The organism is Streptomyces vulcanius (assembly GCF_042653945.1).
GTDB classification, from domain to species: Bacteria; Actinomycetota; Actinomycetes; order Streptomycetales; family Streptomycetaceae; genus Streptomyces; species Streptomyces mangrovi.
Map to the genome: position 1 here is coordinate 131204 of NZ_JBHSFK010000012.1, position 16060 is coordinate 147263.

13 protein-coding genes and 1 pseudogene are annotated in these 16060 nt (G+C 73.0%); 6 read left to right on the top strand and 8 right to left on the bottom strand.

Annotated features, from left to right (window positions below; all coding sequences use genetic code 11):
- Window positions 1–26: 26 nt before the first annotated feature.
- The gene (locus tag ACFPIH_RS20145; protein ID WP_381173629.1) at window positions 27–755 is read right to left on the bottom strand and encodes a ZIP family metal transporter; all 729 of its coding nucleotides are present in this window, start codon (window positions 753–755) and stop codon (window positions 27–29) included.
- An 88-nt stretch (window positions 756–843) separates the two neighbouring features.
- Between ACFPIH_RS20145 and cobM the strand changes: the two genes are divergently transcribed.
- The 6 genes from cobM to cobC are packed head-to-tail and all read left to right on the top strand — an operon-like array spanning window position 844 to window position 7230.
- Window positions 844–1671: a precorrin-4 C(11)-methyltransferase gene (gene cobM, locus ACFPIH_RS20150; protein ID WP_381173625.1), complete on the top strand. Its 828-nt coding sequence runs from the start codon at window positions 844–846 to the stop codon at window positions 1669–1671.
- On the top strand, window positions 1668–2903 hold the full coding sequence (gene cbiE, locus ACFPIH_RS20155; protein WP_381173622.1) for a precorrin-6y C5,15-methyltransferase (decarboxylating) subunit CbiE: 1236 nt from the start codon (window positions 1668–1670) through the stop codon (window positions 2901–2903). The genes cobM and cbiE overlap by 4 nt, the downstream gene beginning before the upstream one ends.
- Window positions 2900–4603, top strand: coding sequence for a precorrin-3B C(17)-methyltransferase (gene cobJ, locus ACFPIH_RS20160; protein ID WP_381173619.1), 1704 nt, complete (start codon window positions 2900–2902; stop codon window positions 4601–4603). The genes cbiE and cobJ overlap by 4 nt, the downstream gene beginning before the upstream one ends.
- On the top strand, window positions 4600–5265 hold the full coding sequence (locus ACFPIH_RS20165; protein WP_381173616.1) for a precorrin-8X methylmutase: 666 nt from the start codon (window positions 4600–4602) through the stop codon (window positions 5263–5265). The genes cobJ and ACFPIH_RS20165 overlap by 4 nt, the downstream gene beginning before the upstream one ends.
- Window positions 5262–6176 carry a sirohydrochlorin chelatase gene (locus ACFPIH_RS20170; protein WP_381173613.1) on the top strand — a complete coding sequence of 305 codons (915 nt, stop codon included), beginning with the start codon at window positions 5262–5264 and terminating at the stop codon, window positions 6174–6176. Before ACFPIH_RS20165 ends, ACFPIH_RS20170 begins: the two co-directional genes overlap by 4 nt.
- The gene (gene cobC / locus ACFPIH_RS20175) at window positions 6166–7230 is read left to right on the top strand and encodes an Rv2231c family pyridoxal phosphate-dependent protein CobC (protein WP_381173611.1); all 1065 of its coding nucleotides are present in this window, start codon (window positions 6166–6168) and stop codon (window positions 7228–7230) included. Before ACFPIH_RS20170 ends, cobC begins: the two co-directional genes overlap by 11 nt.
- On the opposite strand, the gene ACFPIH_RS20180 is transcribed toward cobC, so the two are convergent.
- The 7 genes and pseudogenes from ACFPIH_RS20180 to ACFPIH_RS20210 all read right to left on the bottom strand — a co-directional run bounded on the left by ACFPIH_RS20180 (window position 7178) and on the right by ACFPIH_RS20210 (window position 16030).
- Window positions 7178–9028: a DUF2264 domain-containing protein gene (locus tag ACFPIH_RS20180; protein ID WP_381173608.1), complete on the bottom strand. Its 1851-nt coding sequence runs from the start codon at window positions 9026–9028 to the stop codon at window positions 7178–7180. The two genes, cobC and ACFPIH_RS20180, sit on opposite strands and share 53 nt — an antisense overlap.
- Before the next feature lie 100 nt (window positions 9029–9128).
- Window positions 9129–10178 (bottom strand): LacI family DNA-binding transcriptional regulator, encoded by a 1050-nt coding sequence (locus ACFPIH_RS20185; RefSeq protein ID WP_381173605.1) that lies wholly within the window; start codon window positions 10176–10178, stop codon window positions 9129–9131.
- 69 nt (window positions 10179–10247) lie between these two features.
- Window positions 10248–11885, bottom strand: coding sequence for an extracellular solute-binding protein (locus ACFPIH_RS20190; protein WP_381173603.1), 1638 nt, complete (start codon window positions 11883–11885; stop codon window positions 10248–10250).
- Between the two features lie 17 nt (window positions 11886–11902).
- On the bottom strand, window positions 11903–12790 hold the full coding sequence (locus ACFPIH_RS20195) for a carbohydrate ABC transporter permease (protein ID WP_381173600.1): 888 nt from the start codon (window positions 12788–12790) through the stop codon (window positions 11903–11905).
- A complete protein-coding gene (locus tag ACFPIH_RS20200) occupies window positions 12787–13641 on the bottom strand; it encodes an ABC transporter permease (RefSeq protein WP_381173598.1) in 855 nt (284 codons plus the stop codon). The genes ACFPIH_RS20195 and ACFPIH_RS20200 overlap by 4 nt, the downstream gene beginning before the upstream one ends.
- A 219-nt stretch (window positions 13642–13860) precedes the next feature.
- Window positions 13861–14785: pseudogene (locus tag ACFPIH_RS20205) on the bottom strand (SCO1860 family LAETG-anchored protein).
- 153 nt (window positions 14786–14938) lie between these two features.
- Window positions 14939–16030: an amidohydrolase family protein gene (locus ACFPIH_RS20210; protein WP_381173595.1), complete on the bottom strand. Its 1092-nt coding sequence runs from the start codon at window positions 16028–16030 to the stop codon at window positions 14939–14941.
- Between the last annotated feature and the right edge of the window lie 30 nt (window positions 16031–16060).

Consider the following 16060-nt stretch of genomic DNA (forward strand, 5'->3'; position numbering starts at 1 on the left):
CCGTACCCAGTCCCGCACCCGGCCCCTCACGCGGCCAGGCCCACCACCAGCCAGATGAAGGCCACGCCCGCGACCGTGCACAGCACGGTCGAGCGGGCGGGGTGTTCGTGGTGGGCCTCGGGGAGGATCTCGGCGGCGGCCAGATAGAGCAGCGCGCCGCCGAAGAAGCCCAGATAGCCGCCGAGCAGTTGCGCCGGAATGGTGACGAACATCGTGGACGCGGCGCCCACGACCGGGGCCGCGGCGTCCGCGACCAGCATGGCCACGGCTCTGCGGCGGGCGTTCCCGTACAGGCTCGTGATCGTGTAGGTGTTGAAGCCGTCGGCGAAGTCGTGGGCGATCACCGCGAGGGCGACCGCCGCGCCCATGCCGCCGCCCACCTGGAAGGCCGCGCCGATCGCGACGCCGTCCATGGCGCTGTGGCCGACCATCGCCGCGGCGGCCGTCAGACCCACCTCGGGGGCCCGGCCGTCGTGCTCCTCCGCGCCGTGCGCGGCCTGTCGTACGGCGAGCAGGCGTTCGACCAGATGGGCCAGCAGGAAGCCCGCGACGAACAGCAGCAGCGCGGCCGGGACGCCGAAGACCTCCGTGCCGGCCGCCTCCAGGGCCTCCGGCAGCAGGTCCAGGCCGACCACGCCCAGCATCAGGCCGCCGGCCAGTCCGAGGACCAGATGGCGGCGGTCGGTGACCCGCTGTGCCGTCCAGCCGCCGGCCAGCGTCATCAGGAACGCGCCGAGCGCGACGAGGACCGCCATGGGCCCTTGGTATCCGATCCGACCCCGGTAACGCACATCCGCGTCCCGCACTGAACCGCCAGAGCCCGTTATGAGAGGACCCGACCCCATGGCCGATGCAGCCGATGCCCCCACCGGCAAGGTGACCTTCGTCGGTGCCGGCCCCGGCGCCGCCGACCTGCTGACGTTCCGCGCCGCGCGCGCCATCGCTGAGGCGGACGTGGTGATCTGGGCCGCGAGCCTGGTCCAGGAGGCGGTTCTCGAACACGCGCGCGAGGGTGCGGAGATCCTCGACTCGGCGACGATGTCTTTGGAGGACGTCGTGGCCGTGTACGAGCGGGCCGGGCGGGAGGGGCTGAAGGTGGCCCGTATCCACTCCGGGGACCCGGCGTTGTGGGGCGGTACGCAGGAGCAGTTCGACCGGTGCACGGAGATCGGTGTCGAGACGGAGATCGTGCCGGGTGTCTCGTCGTTCTCCGCCGTCGCCGCGCTCGCCGGGCGTGAGCTGACCATTCCGGAGGTCGCGCAGTCCGTGATCCTCACCCGACTGGGCGGCGGCAAGACGCCGATGCCGCCCGGCGAGGAGGTCAGGGAGTTCGCACGGCACGGTACGACCATGGCGGTCTTCCTGTCGGCCGCCCGCAGCGGACAGCTCGTGCGGGAACTGCTGGAGGGCGGCTATCCGACCGCCACCCCGGTCGTGATCGCCCACCAGGCGACCTGGCCGGAGGAGCTGGTCGTGCGGTGCACGATCGGCACGCTGGAGGAGACGGTCAAGGAGCACAAGCTCTGGAAGCACACACTCTTCCTCGTCGGCCCCGCGCTCGACGCGCACGGCACCCGCTCGCACCTGTACCACCCCGGTCACTTCCACGGCCACCGCAAGGCCGACCCTGAGGCCCGCCGGGCCCTGCGCGAGCGGGGGGCGAGTACGTGATCACGGTCTTCGGTACGGGTACGGGGGCGCCGCCCGGCCCGGACGAGCTGGCCGGTGCGGAACTGGTCGTCGGCGGGCGCCGGCACCTGGACGCCGTACGGCTGCCGGATTCCGCCGAACGGATCGTCCTCGGACCGCTCGCGCCCGCCCTCGACACGATCGGAGAGTACGACGCGAAGGACCGGCCGGTGGTGGTGCTGGCCTCGGGCGACCCGGGGTTCTTCGGGATCGTGCGGGCGCTGGCCGAACGCTTCGGATCGGAGCGGCTCGATGTGCGTCCCGGGGTGACGTCCGTCGCCGCCGCCTTCGCCAGGCTGGGGCTGACCTGGGACGACGCGGTCGTGGTCAGCGCGCACGGGCGGGACCCGCGGACGGCCGTGAACGTGTGCCGGGCGTATCCGAAGGTGGCCGTGCTGACCGGGCCCGGTGCCGGGCCCGCCGAACTCGGGGCGGCGCTGTGGCACTCCGAGCGTGTCCTCGTGGTCGCTTCCGCGCTGGGCGATCCGGAGCACGAGCGGATCGAGCGGGTCTCCCCCGCCGAGGCCGCGGACCGCGACTGGGGTACGGCGGTGAATGTCGTCCTGTGCCTGGACGAGACGCACGCGCTCGGTCCCGTACGCACCCTGGCCGGGCCCGAGCTCCGGCCGGCCGGGTGGGCGCTCGACGAGGACGCCTTCGCGCACCGCGACTCGATGATCACCAAGTTCGAGGTACGGGCGCTGGCACTGGCCCGGCTCGGGCCGCGCCCCGGCGACCTGGTCTGGGACGTCGGCTCCGGGTCGGGGTCGGTGGCCGTGGAGTGCGCGCGCCTCGGCGCGGCCGTCAGCGCGGTCGAGAAGGCCGTGGACGGGGTGCGGCGGATCCGTGGCAACGCCGCCCTGCACGGTGTCGACGTCCATGTCGTGCACGGCACGGCACCGGACGCGCTGGCCGAACTCGACGATCCCGACGCCGTGTTCGTCGGCGGCGGCGGCCGGGAGCTGGCCGGCATCGTGGACGCGTGCGCGCGGCGGGCGCGGCGGACGGTGGTCGTGGCCATGGCCGCGCTGGACCGGGTGCCGGCGGCGCGCGCGGCGCTCACCGGTGCCGGGTTCTCCTGCGACGGGGTGCTGCTCCAGTCCTCGCGGCTCGCACCGCTGCCGGGCGAGGTGACCCGGCTCGCCGCGACCAATCCCGTCTTTCTGCTGTGGGGGACCAGAACCCCGTTTTCCTACGAAGGAGTTGCTCAGTGATCGGCCTCATTTCCGCCACCTCGGCGGGGGCGGCGGCACGCGACCGGCTGGCCGCGGCGTGGCCGGAGCGCACGCGCGTGTACGAGGGTCCCGTCGGGGACGCCGTGCGGCGGGCGTTCGCGGAGTGCGAGCAGCTCGTGTGCTTCCTGGCGACGGGGGCCGTGGTACGGCTCGTCGCACCGCTGCTCGGTGACAAGACGACCGACCCCGGTGTGGTGTGCGTCGACGAGGGCGGGCGGTTCGCCGTGTCGCTGCTCGGCGGGCACGGCGGCGGGGCCAATGAACTCGCCGCCGAGGTGGGCGAGTTGCTGGGTGCGGCGCCGGTGGTGACCACGGCCACGGACGCCGTCGGCATCCCCGGCCTGGACACCCTCGGGCTCCCGGTGGAGGGCGATGTCGCCGGGGTGACACGGGCGCTGCTGGACGGGGAGCCGGTCGCCCTGGACGCGGAGGTGGCGTGGCCGCTGCCGCCGGTGCCGTTCGCCGCCCAGGACACGGCCGGCGCGTACCGCGTGCGGCTCACGGACCGGGCCGTCGAGCCCGGCGACCGCGAGGTGCTGCTGCGCCCGCCGTCCCTGGTCGTCGGCGTCGGCGCGTCGAAGGGGGCGCCGGCCGAGGAGGTGCTCGACGTCGTCGAGGGCGCCCTGCGGGACGCGGGACTGTCTCCTCGTAGCGTCGCCGAACTCGCGACCGTCGACGCCAAGGCGGCGGAACCCGGCATCGTGCGGGCCGCGTTGCGGCTCGGGGTGCCCGTGGTGACGTACTCCGCCGGGGAGTTGGCCGCCGTGGAGGTGCCGAACCCCTCCGCCGCGCCGCTCGCCGCCGTCGGTACGCCCTCGGTCGCGGAGGCCGCCGCGCTGGTGCGCGGAGGTGAACTCCTCGTGCCCAAGCGGAAGTCGGCCGGGGTACCGGCCATGGCGACCTGTGCCGTCGTACGGCGGCCGGGGCGCGGGCGGCTCGCGGTGGTCGGGCTCGGCCCCGGCGCCCGGGATCTGCTCACGCCGCGCGCGAAGGCCGAACTGCTGCGGGCCTCGGTGCTGGTGGGGCTCGACCAGTACGTGGACCAGATCCGCGACCTGCTGCGGCCCGGTACCCGGATCCTGGAGTCCGGGCTCGGGGCGGAGGAGGAGCGGGCGCGGACCGCCGTCGCCGAGGCCCGGCGCGGACACGCGGTCGCGCTGATCGGCAGCGGGGACGCCGGGGTGTACGCCATGGCCTCCCCGGCGCTCGCCGAGGCGTCCGACGACATCGACGTGGTGGGGGTGCCGGGTGTGACCGCCGCGCTGGCCGCCGCCGCGATCCTGGGCGCGCCGCTCGGCCACGACCATGTGTCGATCAGCCTGTCCGACCTGCACACGCCGTGGGAGGTCATCGAGCGGCGGGTGCGGGCGGCGGCCGAGGCCGACATCGTGGTCACCTTCTACAACCCCCGCTCCCGGGGCCGCGACTGGCAGCTGCCCAAGGCGCTGGCGATCCTCGCCGCGCACCGGGAGCCGACGACGCCCGTGGGCGTCGTACGCAACGCCTCGCGCCCGGACCAGGCCGCCCGGGTGACGACCCTGGCGGAACTGGACCCGGCGACGGTCGACATGATGACGGTGGTGGCCGTCGGCAACACGGCGACCCGGAACATCGCGGGACGCATGGTGACGCCTCGCGGCTACCGCTGGCAGGAGAGCACGCAGGAGGAGCCCAAGTGAACCGTACGGTCCACCCCATCGAGCAGGAGTCGTTCCGGCGGCTGCGCGCCCGCCTCGACACCTCGCACCTCCCGCCGCTGACCCGGGCGGTGGTGGAGCGGGTCGTCCACTCCGCCGCCGATCTGGAGTACGCGAGCGATCTCGTCATGGACGAGGGCGAGTTGGCGAAGGCGCACGCCGCGCTGCACGCCGGCGCTCCCGTCGTCGTGGACGTGGAGATGGTCGCGGCGGGCATCACCCGCCGCGAGACCGTCTGCCGGCTGAGGGACGCCGAGCCGGAGGCGGGGCTGACCCGTTCGGCGCGCGCGGTCCGGCTGGCGTACGACGAGGTCGGACCGGGGGCGATCTGGGTGATCGGCTGTGCGCCGACCGCCCTGGAGGAGCTGCTGACGCTCGACGCCTCCCCCGCGCTCGTCATCGGCCTGCCCGTCGGCTTCGTCGGCGCGGCCGAGTCGAAGGCCGCGCTGCGCGAGAGCGGGCTGCCCGCCGTGAGCAACGTGTCCGAGAAGGGCGGCTCGGCGGTCGCCGCCGCCGCACTCAACGCCCTGCTGTACCACCCTGTTTCACCGTACGAGGCATCGCCGTCCGATGCCGCACAGTTCAATGGCGCACAGTTCGATGCCGCACAGTTCGATGCTGCACAGTTCGAGGAGAAATCGTGACCACCCCGCCGCCCGCCCTGCTCATCGCCGGCCATGGCACCCGGGACGACGCCGGAGCCGAGGCGTTCCGCGACTTCGTCCGGGAGTTGGGGAACCGCCACCCCGAACTGCCCGTGGCGGGCGGCTTCATCGAGCTGTCCCCGCCGCCGCTGGGCGACGCCGTGACCGAGCTGGTGGAGCGGGGCGTGCGCCGTTTCGCGGCCGTTCCCCTGATGCTGGTGTCCGCCGGGCACGCCAAGGGGGACATCCCGGCGGCGCTGGCCCGCGAGAAGGAGCGGCACCCGGGGATCTCGTACACCTACGGCCGTCCGCTGGGCCCGCACCCGGCGCTGCTGTCCGTCCTGGAGCGACGCCTCGACGAGGCGCTGGGCTCCGCCGGGCGCACCCCGCAGGACCGCGCGGACGTCACGGTGCTGCTGGTGGGGCGCGGTTCGACGGACCCGGACGCCAACGCCGAGGTGTACAAGGCGGCGCGGCTGCTGTGGGAGGGGCGCGGGTTCGGGGGCGTGGAGACGGCGTTCGTGTCGCTGGCCGCGCCGGACGTGCCGAGCGGTCTCGACCGGTGTGTGCGGCTGGGCGCGCGGCGGATCGTGGTCCTGCCGTACTTCCTGTTCACGGGCATCCTGCCGGAGCGGGTACGGCAGCAGACCGAGGGATGGGCCGCCGCGCACCCGGAGGTGGAGGTGCGGTCGGCGGACGTCATCGGGCCGGAGCCGGAACTCCTCGACCTCGTGATGGAGCGCTACGCGGAGGCCGTCCGGGGCGATCTGCGGATGAACTGCGACTCGTGCGTGTACCGGATCGCGCTGCCCGGGTTCGAGGACAAGGTGGGGATGCCGCAGCAGCCGCACTTCCACCCGGACGACGACCACCATCACCATCACCACGGCGGGCACGCGCATGCGCACTGACGGGGAGCACGATCTGCGGCACCACGGGGACGCCGAGGTGCGCGACGGCGGCTCGGCGCTCGTCGACCTCGCGGTCAACGTCCGGGCGGGCACCCCGCCGCCCTGGCTGCGCGAGCGCGTCGCCGCGTCCCTCACCGGCCTCGCGGCCTACCCGGACGGGCGGGCCGCGCGTGCGGCGGTCGCGGCGCGGCACGGGCTGCCCGTGGAGCGGGTGCTGCTGACGGCGGGCGCGGCGGAGGCGTTCGTGCTGCTGGCGCGGTCCCTGAAGGCCCGTCAGCCCGTCGTCGTCCACCCGCAGTTCACGGAGCCGGAGGCCGCGCTGCGGGACGCCGGGCACCGTGTGGACCGGGTGCTGCTGCGGGAGGCGGACGGCTTCCGGCTGGATCCGGCGGCCGTTCCTGAGGACGCCGACCTGGTGGTGATCGGGAACCCGACGAACCCCACCTCGGTGCTGCATCCGGCGGAGACGATCGCCCGACTGGCCCGGTCCGGACGGACGTTGGTGGTCGACGAGGCGTTCATGGACGCGGTGCCGGGCGAGCGCGAGGCCCTCGCCGGGCGGACCGACATACCGGGTCTGGTCGTGCTGCGCAGCCTGACGAAGACCTGGGGTCTGGCCGGACTGCGGATCGGGTACGTGCTCGCGGCGCCCGACACGATCGCCGTACTGGAGCGGGCGCAGCCGCTGTGGCCGGTGTCCACTCCGGCGCTCGCGGCGGCCGAGGCGTGCATGTCGCCGCGCGCGCTGGCGGAGGCGGCCCACGCGGCGCACCGGATCACCGCCGACCGCGCCCATCTCGTCGCCGGCCTCGAGGAGTTCGCCAGTGACGGCGTGCGGGTGACGGGACCGGCCGACGGCCCCTTCGTCCTCGTACGGCTGCCCCGGGCCACGGCCGTCCGCCGGCATCTGCGGGATCTGGGGTACGCGGTCCGGCGCGGGGACACCTTCCCGGGGCTGGGCGAGGAGTGGCTGCGGCTGGCGGTGCGGGACCGGCAGACGGTCAACTCGTTCCTCCAGGCGCTGGATCAGGCGGTGACACTGGCCCGGCGCTGACCGGTGCGCCGGTGCCGTCCGGGAAACGGACCGTCACGGTCCCGTCGGCGTCGACCGTCGCGCTCGCGCCCGTCGTCCGGGCGTCCCGGCCGAGGACGACGAGGGTCACCAGCAGCGGGCCGGCGCCGACCAGGACAGGGGTCGCCGAGTGGCGTCCGCAGGCGTTGGCGTCGAGGGCGCGAACGACCGTGCCCTCCCCCTCCCCCCAGCCGTACAGCCCCACGATCGCGCTGGTCAGCCCGTCGGCGCGGCGGACCACCGCCCGGCCGGGCGCTGTCCGCGCGTCGGGCGGCCGGGTGTCGTCGGCGACGGCCCAGCCCCCCTCGCGCACCGGGGTGCCGGGCGGGGCGTCGACCTGGTGGACCCGGATCTCCCATGGCCCGTGCACGACGCTGACGGTCTCGATCCGCCCGTCCTGCCAGGAGGCGGCACATCGGCCCGCCACGCCCAGGGGATGAATGCGCCCGCGCTGCGACGGCGTCCCGTCGGGGGCGAGCAGCGCGATGTGGTTGTCGGGCCCTGCCGGGGTGTCGGGGGCGGTGGCGGTGGAGTAGGCGAGTTTGGCGTAGTGCGGGCTGTCGTCGGCGGTGGCGGGCGGGGGCGGCAGCCGGTCACTGCCGTGGTTGACGAGCCGTACGATCCCGTCGGCGGCGGTGGAGTGCAGCAGCCAGCCGGGGGCGGGCAGGGCGAGGACGGCGTCGGCGGTGTCGACGGGCCCGGGCTCCTCGGTGGCCGTCCACACGGGATGGTCCTCGGGGAGCAGGAGACCGAGGAACGCCTTGCTCGCCCAGTAGGGGGAGGCGGGGCCGGAGTAGCGCTGGGTGACGGGGCGGAAGGGCGCGTACCAGCCGAGGCTGAGCAGCCCCTTCTCGTCGGGCGCGCCCCGCTCCACGAAGTGCTTCAGGGCGCCGGAGGCGAGGCGGCGGGTGCGGCCGGGCGGCAGCGGGGTGACGTCGGCGAGGGCGCCGGCCCACAGCGGGACGGCGGTCGCGAAACGGTAGGTCAGGGAGCGGCCCTGGTGGACCGGGGCGCCGTCCGATCCGAAGAAGTACTGGTGGACGGTGAGGAATTCACGCAGCCGCGCCCGGTGCCGGGCCACCGTGCCGGCGTCCGCGCGCGGCCCCGCGATCCGCGCCCACAGCACCGGGTAGAGGTGCAGGGCCCAGGCGTTGTAGTAGTCGAACTTCCGTCCGTCGCCGTCGGTGTACCAGCCGTCGCCCCGGTACCAGTCGTCCAGGCGGGCGAGCCCGGCGTCGATCTCGCCACGGCTGTGCGGGGCGCCGACAGAAGCCAGGAACTCCTCCGTGATGACCTGGAACAGCCGCCAGTTGGAGTCGTTGACGTCCGCGCCGACGAAACCGCCCAGCCAGTCGGCAACCTGTTCCCGGACCTTGTCGTCGAGGTTGTCCCACAGCCAGCGCCGCGACTCGTGCAGCGCGACGGCGACGGAGGCCGCCTCGACCATCGGCTGGGCGCGGTCGGTGACGGGCGGCCAGTGCTCGGGATGGTGCGGATCGGTCCCGGCGGCGAGCCCGGCGGCGTACCGCTCGATGAGCGCCGGGCCGACCCGCCCGTCGGACCCGGCGATCCGGAACGCGGCAAGGAGGAAGGACCGGGCGAACCCTTCCAGCCCGTCCGACCAGACCCCGGAATGACTGGCGGGCCCGGGCAGCCGGTACTGGGCGAGCCCGGGGGTGGCGTACGGCACCAGCCCGTCGAGCAGCCGATCGGCAACCCCTTCCCAGTGGGCACGGGTCCATCCGGTGAGGGGCGAGAGAACGAAATCAGGCTCGGGCATAGAGGAGTGGGCCCTCCGTCGGTTAATGGCGGACGTGGAGTACAGCGCCCCGTAAAGGGGCGCGGGGAACTGCGCGACCAGCCACACACGACCCGCACCATCAAGACGACCCTCCCGGCGGAGCCACACTGCGCCGCACGACGATATGGGTGCCCAACAGATGATGCGTCCCTGCGGCATGGTCGGAGTCACGCAGAGCGATGCGAACAGCGGCACGCCCAAGCTCCTCGGCCGGCGTCCGCACGGTAGTCAGCGGCGGACTGAAATCCTCGGCAAGCGGAATGTCGTTGTACCCGACGACGGAGACATCCCCGGGAACGGACAACCCCGCGTCGGCGACAGCCCGGAGCACCCCCGCCGCGACCATGTCGTCCCCGGCCACGACGGCCGTGAACTCCCGTGTCTCCTTGAGGAGTTCGGCCATCGCACGCAACCCGGCCGCCCGCCCGAGCCCGCAGTCGACGACCCGCGCCGCCGCCGGAGGCACCCCGTGCTCGGCGAGCGCCGCCCGGTATCCCGCGACGCGCGCGTCCAGCGCGGTGTTGCCGGGCAGCCCGCCGAGGAAGACGATCCGCCGATGGCCCGCCGAGAGCAGATGCCCGGTGATGGCCCGAGCCCCCGCCTCGTTGTCGAACTCCACCACCAGCGCCGGGATCTCAGGCCCCGGCGCCGGCCGCCCGCACAGTACGAGCCGTGCGCCGGACGCGTCGAGGGCCTGCGCGTAACGGGCCACGCGCGAGCGGTACGCGTCGTCCTCGACGACCCCGCCGACCAGGATCACCAGCCGCGCGCCCTCCTCCCGCATCAGCTGCACGAACTCCATCTCGCGCTGCGGGTCCCCACCGGTCGCGCCGACCACGCACAGCCAGCCCCGGTCGGCGGCCTCCGCCTCGACGCCCTCGGCGACCTGGGCGTAGAAGGGGCTGGTGACCTGGCGGACCACCACGGCGGCCATCTTGCGGCCCCCGCCGACCAGGGCGCGGGCGTGCGCGTTGGCGACGTAGTCGAGGTCACGGGCGGCGCGCAGGACGCGGGCCCGGGTCGCGGCGGGCACCGGGTGGTTGCCGCTGAGCGCTCGGGAGGCGGTGGCCATCGAGACGCCCGCGCGCTCGGCGACCTCGCGGATCGTGACCCGCCCCTTGGAACCCATCCCGCTCCCCTTGTCCATCCCCATCCCCCGCGTCCTCTCCGTCACAAGCGGCTGCCACCGGCGGCCGGTTCAGGTGTTGGCCGCATGGTCCTTCGCGAACTCCTCGGCCATTCTGTCGCCGCCCCGGCCGCGCCACTTCTTCACCGTGGCGTCCCACTCGGACAGCGGGAGCCGGCCGGCGACGATCCCGGTGACGGTGTCGTCGAGGAGCGCCTTGAGGGTGGTGCCCTGGGAGTTCTTGGTGCGGGACTGGAGGCCGAAGGAGGCGTTGCGGATGGCGTGCGGGACCACCTTCTGCTGCCAGGCGTGCAGGGCGCGTACGGCCTCGGGCATCCCCGGTACGAACAGCACCTGGGGGCCTTCGGCGAGGTACTTGAGCGGCAGGTTGGTGTTGTTCTCGACCTCGCCCAGCGCGGTGAACTGCGGGGAGCCGTCCTTGCCGCGGGTGAAGTGGGTGCCCTCAACGCCGTAGTGGACGAGTTCCCACTCCTGGCTGCCGAAGGGCGCGGCGAGGTAGTCGAGGATGCGGAGCAGAAGCTCGATGCGCTCCTTCTTCGCCTTCTTCAGGATGGTGTAGCCGAAGGAGCGGCGGGCGGCGACGATCCCGCCGGGCTCGCCGTCCACGCTGTACGGCAGTGCGGCGGCCGGGGTCAACTTGCCTTGCGATTCCCGGTACTTGGGGAGGTAGGCACCGAAGCCGTCCTGCATGGAGCCGACGGTGCCGTTGTAGTAGAGGGTGGTCAGGTCGATCTGGGAGACGGAGGTGGAGTCCGGGAAGTAGCTGCCGTCCTTGCGGAGCTGGGACTGGAAGGCGATCGCCGCCTTGAAGCGTTCGTCGGCCCAGCCGGGCTGGAAGACCCCCTCCTCGGTGACGGCCCACTCCTGGGGTGCGCGGTGGGCGGCGGAGTGCACGGCGTTGCAGAACAGCGAGCCCTGCGCGGCTCCGAGGGCGTAGGTACGGCCGCCGGTCGCCTTCTTGGCCACGGCGGCGAAGGCGTCCGAGGTCCAGCCCTCCGCCATGCCGGCGTCGGTGAACATGCCCTGGTTGACCCAGAGGGTGGAGCCGGGCAGCGGGCGCTCCAGCGGGATGCCGTAGATCCGGCCGGCGATACGGCCCATGTCCCGCCAGGCGTGGGTGGGGATGCCCGCGAGGTTGGGGTGTTCCGCGATCGCGGTGCCGGAGAGATACGGCGTGAGGTCCTCGGCCCGCCGCTGCACGAACTCCGCTTCTCGCGGCAGGACGAACCCGGAGAACATGTTGATGATGTCCGGCAGGCTGTCGGGGTCGCCGGCCATCACGGTCGCCATCTTCTTCTGGTAGTCGGCCTGGGCGACGATCGTGTACTCGATCTTCACTCCCAGGGCCTTCTCCACGGCGGCCCAGAACCTGTTGGCGGAGGCGGGCTTGGGCGGGGTGCCGAAGGACACCGACATGACCTTGACGGTCGAGCCGTCGCCGGGCGTGCGGGAGACGGACTTGACCAGGTCGGCGGGGTAGGCGGTGTAGCCGGCCTGGACTCCGGCGTCGGTGGGGGCGAGGTCGGGCCGGGGTCCGGCCGCGGGCTTGTAGGCCGGCCAAGGGGCCAGTTTCTTGCCCGAGTTGGAGACGTCGCTGTCGCCGGATCCGGTGGAGCAGGCGGTCAGCAGTCCGGGGAGGGACGCCGCGGCCATGGAACCGAGCAGGGTACGGCGGGACAGGTTGGGCATGGGTGAATCACCTCGTGTCAGCTCTTGACGGCGCCGGTGAGCACGCCCTTGGTGAAGTACTTCTGCAGGAACGGGTAGACGAGCAGGATCGGCACGGTGGCGATCACCAGGACCGCCATCTGCGTGGTCTGCGGGGCGGTGACCGTGCCCTCGCCGGTGGTCGCGTCGGTGAGTCCGGACCCGGCCACCACATAGGTGCGCAGCACCTGTTGGAGCGGCCAGTGATCGCTCTCCAGGTAGAGGGAGGCGTAGAACCAGGAGTTCCAGTACGCCACCGCGTAGAACAGTCCGACGACGGCCAACGCCGCCTTGGACAGGGGCAGTACGACCGAGAACAGCACCCGCCAGTCCCCCGCGCCGTCGAGGCGGGCGGCCTCGTACAGCTCCTCGGGGATGCCCTGGAAGAAGCCGCGCAGGACCACCAGGTTGAAGACGTTCACCAGGACGGGCAGCACCAGCGAGGCGTAACTGTCCAGCAGGCCGAGCTCCTTGACCAGCAGGAAGCTCGGGATCATGCCGGGCGGGAAGAGGAACGTGAACAGGATCAGCAGCAGCACCGGCCTGGCGCCGAAGACCCCGGGACGGGACAGGGCGTAGGCGAGGGTGACCGTGCAGGCGAGGCTGAGCAGGGTGCCGACGATCGTCACTCCGGCGCTGACGCCGAGGGCGTGGGTGACGATGCCGCCGTCGAGGATGTCGCGGTACGCCTTGAGCGAGGGCTCGGTGGGCCACAGCACCCAGCCGCCGTTGTCGACGACCTCCTCGGTGGAGGCGAGCGAGGTCGACACGATGACGAGGAACGGCACGCAGACGAGCAGCACGACGGTGGCGAGGGCGAGGACCTTGCCGACCTGGGTGAGGGGCTTCGGCTTCTCCATCCAGCCGGGCCGGACCTGAGCGCTCACTTGTAGACCCCCTGTTCGCCGAGGCGGTGGGCGACCTTGTTGGCGGCGTAGACGAGGAGGGCGCCGACGACGCCCTTGAACAGGCCCGCGGCGGCGGCGAATCCGTAGTCGCCGCCGACGATGCCCTGGTAGTAGACGAAGGTGTCGATGATCTCGGCGGCCTCGGGGCCGACCGCGTCGCGCTGGAGCAGCATCTGCTCGAAGCCGACGGAGAGGATGTCGCCGAGCCGCATGATGAGCAGCAGCACGACCACCGGGCGGATGGCGGGCAGGGTGACGTGCCAGAAGCGCCGCCAGGGGCCCGCCCCGTCGATCGCGGCGGCCTCGTACTGCTGCTCGTCGACCTGGGCGAGGGCGGCGAGGAAGATGATCGTGCCCCAGCCGGCGTCCTTCCAGATCACCTGGGCGACGACGAGCGGGCGGAAGGCGTCGGGGTTGCCGATGATGTCGACGGTGTGCAGACCCAGGCCGTCGAGGCCGGAGTTGAGCAGCCCGGTGTCGCCGAGGACCTGCTGGAACAGGGCGACGACGATCACCCACGAGATGAAGTGCGGAAGGTAGGCCACCGACTGCACGAAGCGGCGGACGCTGCTCCAGGTGAGGCTGTGCAGGAGCAGGGCGAGGCCGAGCGGCACCGGGAAGTAGAAGACGATCTGGAGGACGGCGATCCAGAGGGTGTTGAGGACCGCGTCCCAGAACGCCGTGTCCTCGAACATCCGCCGGAAGTTGTCGAGGCCGACCCAGGGGCTGTTCCAGAGGCCGTCGAAGGGGACGTACTCCTTGAACGCGATGACGTTCCCGGCGAGCGCGCCGTAGTGGAAGAGCAGGAAGTAGCCGAGGCCGGGGAGCATGAGCAGGAGGAGGGTCCTGCTCTGAAAGCGTTTTCTCCGTGCACGCCGGACATCTGCCACGGGTTCCCCTTCGCTGCAGGGAGTAAGAACGAAGAGGAAACTAAAACGCTTTCATAGCTCGGTCAACAGTCCTGACAACATTCCTGCGAGGAAAGGGAGTTGGCCCAGGTCAACGCCGTGCGTCGACCTGGGCCATGGGATGAAAACGCTTGCTCTCGATCAGCTTCGGTTGCGGCGGGCGAGGGCCACCGCTCCCCCGCCGGCCGCCAGCAGCGCCACCGCTCCGCCCGCGACGTACGGCGTGATCGAGCCGCCGCCGGTCTCGGCCGGGTCGGCCTGGGCGGGCGCGCCCTGCGGCTTGGCCCCGTCGGCCTCCGGAGGTGTGCCCGGCTCGGTCTGTTTCGCGGGCGCGGGCCCGGGCGGGGTCTCGCAGGTCGCCTCGGCCAGGGTCAGGGTGCCGGTGACGTCGGCGACGTTCAGCTTCAACGGGTTGACGGACACGGTGAGTTCGAGGGCGGTGGCGGCGGCCGTGCGGGAGGTGACCTCGCGCTTGGACAGGTCGAGCCGGACCTCGCCGACGCCGGGTACCTTCACCTCGGTCGGGCCGCCGGCGCTCACCGACACCTTCTTGCCGAGGACCGTCACGGAGCCGAGCAGGTCGGCGTCGGCGACCGGGGTCTTCCCGGCCTCGCAGGTCGCCCTGGAGGTGACCGTGCCGAGTTCGATCAGGGAGAGCAGGGGCAGGCCGGGGACGTGCAGCTGCGCGTGGGCGAGGCGGGTGGAGGCCTCGGCCTTCGTGTCGTCGACGGTCGCCTTCGCCTCGGCGACGTCGGCGCGCAGGACGCTGAAGGGCTTTCCGCCGTCCACGCCGTCGAGTTGAGCGGTGAGCGGTGAGCGCGGTCTTCTCGGCGCTCCGCGGCGCCTGCACCTCGTTGAGGGAGACGGCCAGCGGGACCTCGACGGTTCTGTTGAGCAGGGCCACGTCGAGCCCGGTACGCAGGACGGCGGCGCTCGCGCGACCCTCGCCGTCGGTCGCGTGGACGGGGCCCGCACAGGCCAGGGCCACGGGACCGGCGGCCAGGGCGGTGGCCGCCTCGACAGCGGACAAACGGCGTGCGGGCATGCGGAAGTACAGCGTGTTCAAGGTGGGACCCCCAGAAGAGAAGCCTCGGGACCCCGCAGGAATTACGTACGGGGGGGGTGACCGGTCAGCAAGCTGACGACAGTTCACTCCTCCGTGAGTTCTCCGTGCACGCCTTCGAATCCATCGGCACACACGTTCTCCACCGTCAGGGGGTCACCCCATGATCGTGCCGTTCAGGACCACCCGGCGGGGGGCCGCCAGGACGCGGACGTCGTCACGGGGGTCGGTGTCGTAGACGACGAGGTCGGCGGGGGCGCCCTCGACCAGGCCGGGGCGTCCGAGCCACTCGCGTGCGCCCCACGTGGTCGCCGAGAGCGCCTCCCGGGGCGGGATGCCGGCGGTGACCAGCTCCGCGACCTCGGCGGCCACCAGGCCGTGGGGCAGGGTGCCGCCGGCGTCGGTGCCGACGAACACCGGGATGCCGGCGTCGTACGCCGAGCGCACGGTGTCGTAGCGGCGCTCGTGCAGCCGTCGCATATGGGCCGACCAGCGCGGGAACCTGGCCTCGCCGCCGGCCGCGAGCTTCGGGAAGGTGCCGATGTTGACCAGGGTCGGGACGATCGCGACACCGTGCGAGACGAAGAGCGGGATCAGCTCCTCGGTGAGGCCCGTCGCGTGCTCGACGCAGTCGATGCCCGCCTCGACCAGATCGCGCAGGGAGTTCTCGGCGAAGCAGTGCGCGGTGACCCGGGCGCCCAGGTGGTGTGCCTCGGTGATGGCCGCCTCGACCTCGGCCCGGGGCCAGCTGGGGGCCAGGTCGCCCACCTCGCGGTCGATCCAGTCGCCGACCAGCTTGACCCAGCCGTCGCCGCGCCGGGCCTCCTGGGCGACGTACGCCACGAGGTCGTCGGGCTCGATCTCGTGGGCGTAGCCGCGGATGTAGCGGCGGGTGCGGGCGATGTGCCGGCCGGCCCGGATGATCTTCGGGAGGTCGTCGCGGTCGTCGACCCAGCGGGTGTCCGAGGGCGAGCCCGCGTCACGGATCAGCAGGGTGCCCGCCTCTCGGTCGGTCAGCGCCTGCTTCTCCGCGACGTCCTGGGCGACCGGGCCGTCCGGGCCCAGGCCGACATGGCAGTGGGCGTCGACCAGTCCGGGCAGCGCCCAGCCGTCGACGGTCCGTACGTCGCGGGCGCCGGCGGGACGGTCGTAGGAGATCCGGCCGCCGACGACCCACAGCTCGTCGCGGACGTCCTCGGGTCCGACGAGAACCCTGCCCTTCACGTGCAGCACCGCGTGATCGCTCATGGGCTCAGCCTAGGACGACCACGAGCCCCG

Bases quoted from the DNA above. Each gene is read 5' to 3' on its own strand.
- ACFPIH_RS20185 (WP_381173605.1), bottom strand. From the start codon at position 10,178: ATGGGTTCCAAGGGGCGGGTCACGATCCGCGAGGTCGCCGAGCGCGCG.
- cobM (WP_381173625.1), top strand. From the start codon at position 844: ATGGCCGATGCAGCCGATGCCCCCACCGGCAAGGTGACCTTCGTCGGT.
- ACFPIH_RS20210 (WP_381173595.1), bottom strand. From the start codon at position 16,030: ATGAGCGATCACGCGGTGCTGCACGTGAAGGGCAGGGTTCTCGTCGGA.
- ACFPIH_RS20200 (WP_381173598.1), bottom strand. From the start codon at position 13,641: ATGCTCCCCGGCCTCGGCTACTTCCTGCTCTTCCACTACGGCGCGCTC.
- ACFPIH_RS20190 (WP_381173603.1), bottom strand. From the start codon at position 11,885: ATGCCCAACCTGTCCCGCCGTACCCTGCTCGGTTCCATGGCCGCGGCG.
- ACFPIH_RS20180 (WP_381173608.1), bottom strand. From the start codon at position 9,028: ATGCCCGAGCCTGATTTCGTTCTCTCGCCCCTCACCGGATGGACCCGT.
- ACFPIH_RS20145 (WP_381173629.1), bottom strand. From the start codon at position 755: ATGGCGGTCCTCGTCGCGCTCGGCGCGTTCCTGATGACGCTGGCCGGC.
- cobC (WP_381173611.1), top strand. From the start codon at position 6,166: ATGCGCACTGACGGGGAGCACGATCTGCGGCACCACGGGGACGCCGAG.